This window comes from Microbispora sp. H10885, assembly GCF_014161415.1.
Lineage (GTDB): Bacteria > Actinomycetota > Actinomycetes > Streptosporangiales > Streptosporangiaceae > Microbispora > Microbispora triticiradicis.
In genome coordinates this window covers 1-2,962 of the sequence record NZ_JABBWY010000027.1, presented here as the reverse complement: position 1 = coordinate 2,962, position 2,962 = coordinate 1, and the positions used below count along the sequence as shown (strand labels likewise).

Annotated in this window: 1 protein-coding gene; it reads right to left on the bottom strand. The window is 67.8% G+C overall.

Annotated features, from left to right (window positions below):
- The coding region (locus HHX37_RS35300) for a PKD domain-containing protein (protein ID WP_182888171.1) at positions 1–2,962 on the bottom strand (2,962 nt) is incomplete at both ends.

Here is a 2,962-nt window from a genome sequence, read left to right as displayed (position 1 = left end):
TTGCCGGCGGCGACCTGGGCGGTCCGGGTGTTGAAGGACTGGTAGGCCTGCTTGCCCGGGGCCACGTCGGTCACGGTCTTGTTGCCGAACGCGGTGTTCAGCGTGATCGTGGCCGGCGCGTCGCCGTTGTTGACGGCGGTGACCGCCAGGTAGGCGGTGGTGCCGATGCAGCGGGTGGCTGCGGTGACGGTCAGCTTGACCTTCGACGTGGCCGCCGGGGTCAGCTTGAAGTAGTCGAACTTGACCGTCTTGGACGCGCCCTGGTTGACGCCGAAGCCGAACAGACCGACCTTGCCGGTGCCGGCCACGGCGCTGTTCTTGACCACGGCGGCCGTGCCGTCGGTGGCCAGGTCGGTCCAGGTGGTGCCGTCCGAGGAGTAGGAGGCGGTGAAGCCGTCTCCGGTCTTCGTCAGGCGCAGCCACCACACCCCGCTGGTCAGGTTGGTGACCTGGGGCTGCGGGTCCTGCACGACGCCGCCGACCTCGCTGCGCAGCTCGAGCCGCCGGGTCACCGCGGAGCCCGCGGCGTTGTCCGCGACGTAGTCGAACTTCACGTAGTTCTCGTCGTCGCCGTAGACGATCAGGCCGCCCTGCTGGAACTGCTCGTTGAGAGCGGAACCGTCGACCTTGGTCTCCAGCGTCCAGTCACCGCTCGGCGCGGTCTGGAGGATGAAGTTCTTCGGGTTGCTGTTGTCGGACCCGTAGATGTCACCCTTGGTCGTGTCGAGCTGGAGCTGACCACCACTGACCCGCGCCGCCGTCGCGTCGTAGCGCACGTTGGCGTTCCAGCGGCAGAGGTCCAGCGCGCTGCCCTCGAACTCGTCGTTGGGGTCCGAGGCCGTGGCCTTGTCGTCGGGCGTGATGTGGAACCAGTCGAAGGCCGCGTCCGTCACCGGGTTGTTGGTCGAGGCCAGCGAGATCAGGCCGATCTTCGGGTTGGAGATCCCGGCGAGCGGCTTGGTTTCCGACATCGCCGTGAAGTTGGTGCCGTCGGCCGAGTAGTGCGCGGTGATGTTGGTGCCGTCGCTGATGAACCGCACGTACACCGTGTCGGGGTAGGCGTCCCCGAGGTTGGCGGTGTTGCTCGCGGTCACCTCGTTGGGGCTGCCCTTGTCTTCCCGGATGAACTGGAAGATGCGGGCCGCGTGGTCGTTGCTGCCCCGTGCCTGTAGCACCATCTTGGCGTAGTTGTCGTCGTCGCCGTAGATGACCAGACCGGCCTGCTGGTAGGTGGTCAGTGCCTTCAGCGTGAGCTTGGCGGTGGCCGTGAAGGCGCCCGACGGCATCGGCTGCACGACGATGTTCGGCGTGCTGCCGCCCGTGCTGTAGATGTCGGTGGCCGAGGTCGGGATGATCAGCTTGCCGTCGGCGACCTTCAGGTCCTGGTTCTCCCGGATGACCGACCAGCGGTCACGGTCGAGCTGGGTGCCCAGGAAGTCGTCGGAGCGGCCGGTGAAGCACGCCGTGGCCGGCGCGTCCACCTTGATCTGCACCTGGGCGCTGCCGGCGGCGCCCTTGGCGTCGGTCACCGTCACCACGGCGGTGTAGGTGCCCGGCGTGGTGTAGGTGTAGCTCGCGTTGGCCGTGGTCGGCTGCGGCGCGCCGTTCACCCCGAAGTTCCACTTGTAGGTGAGCGCGTCGCCTTCGGGGTCGGTGGCGGTGGTGGTGAAGTCCACCTTCAGCGGCGCGATGCCCGTGGTCGCGTTGGCGGCCACCGACACGGTCGGACGCTGGTTGTTGGTGGCGCCCTTGCCGACGAAGTCGACCCAGTTGAAGTTGAGCAGGTAGGCGTCGTTCGCCGCGCTCGCCGGCTTGCGCACGACGAAGTACAGCGGGCCGCTGGTCGTCGGCGGGTTGGTCAGGTCGACCGTGACGTCCTTGTACGTCTGCCAGTTGCCGGTGGGCGTGATGTCCACCGAGCCGACCAGGGTGCCGTTGTCGGGGTTGCCCTGACGGATCTGCACGGTGCCGCCGGGACCGGCCGAGGCGGCGCGGAGCCGGATCGCGGTGATGTCGGTCAGGTTGATCGGGTCGAACGACCACCAGTCGCCGTCCTGGGTGAACCCGATGTTCTGGTTGCCGCCCGCGGTGTCGGTCGTGGTCTCGACCTGCACGCCTGCGGCGTCGGTGCCGGTGCCGCCGGTGACCCGGCCGGTGGCGCTGTAGTGCTCGGCCTGCTTGCGCTTGGGCTGCAGGATGACCTGACCCCGCCCGGTGAGCGGCTTGGCCGTCCCGGCGCCCTTGTCGGTGTAGCTGGCCTCGATGACGTAGAACAGGTTGTCGTACTCACCGTGGCCCGCCATGGCGGTCTGCACGACGCCCTCGCAGCCGGTCGTCTGGTCGAGCGGGTGACCGTGGGTGTCGTGACCCAGGATGGACTGGATCTGCACCTTGCTGCAGTCGACCGTGCCGTCCTCGGCGTCGGTGACGGTGACCTTGAACTTCACCTGGTCGCCGAACTCGAAGAACGAGCCGCTCGGCGGCAGTTCGACCTTGACCTCGGGCTTGGTGTTGCCCGCGTTGACCGTCACGCTGGAGGTCGCGGTCCTGCCATCGGCGTTGGTGATCGTCAGGACGGCGCTGTACTCGCCGGCCTTCGTGTAGGTGAAGGTGGGGTTGGCCTCGGTGGAGTCGGTCGTGCCGTCACCGTCGAGGTCCCAGGCGTAGGTGATCGCCTTGCCGTCGGGGTCGCGCGAACCGTCGCTGCTGAACTTGACGGTCAGCGGCGTCGGGCCGTCGGTCTTGTCGGCGCTGGCGCGTGCCACCGGCGGGCGGTTGCCCTTGATGTACTCCACGCGGTAGACGCCGGAGTCGGCGTTGTCGCCGCCGAAGCCGGAGCCCCACTCGATCAGGTAGAGGGCGCCGTCGGGGCCGAACTTCATGTCCATGGGCTTCTTGAAGCTCAGGGTCTGAAGGATCCGGTTCATCTCGACGAGCTTGGTGCCGTCCTCGTTGAGCTGGA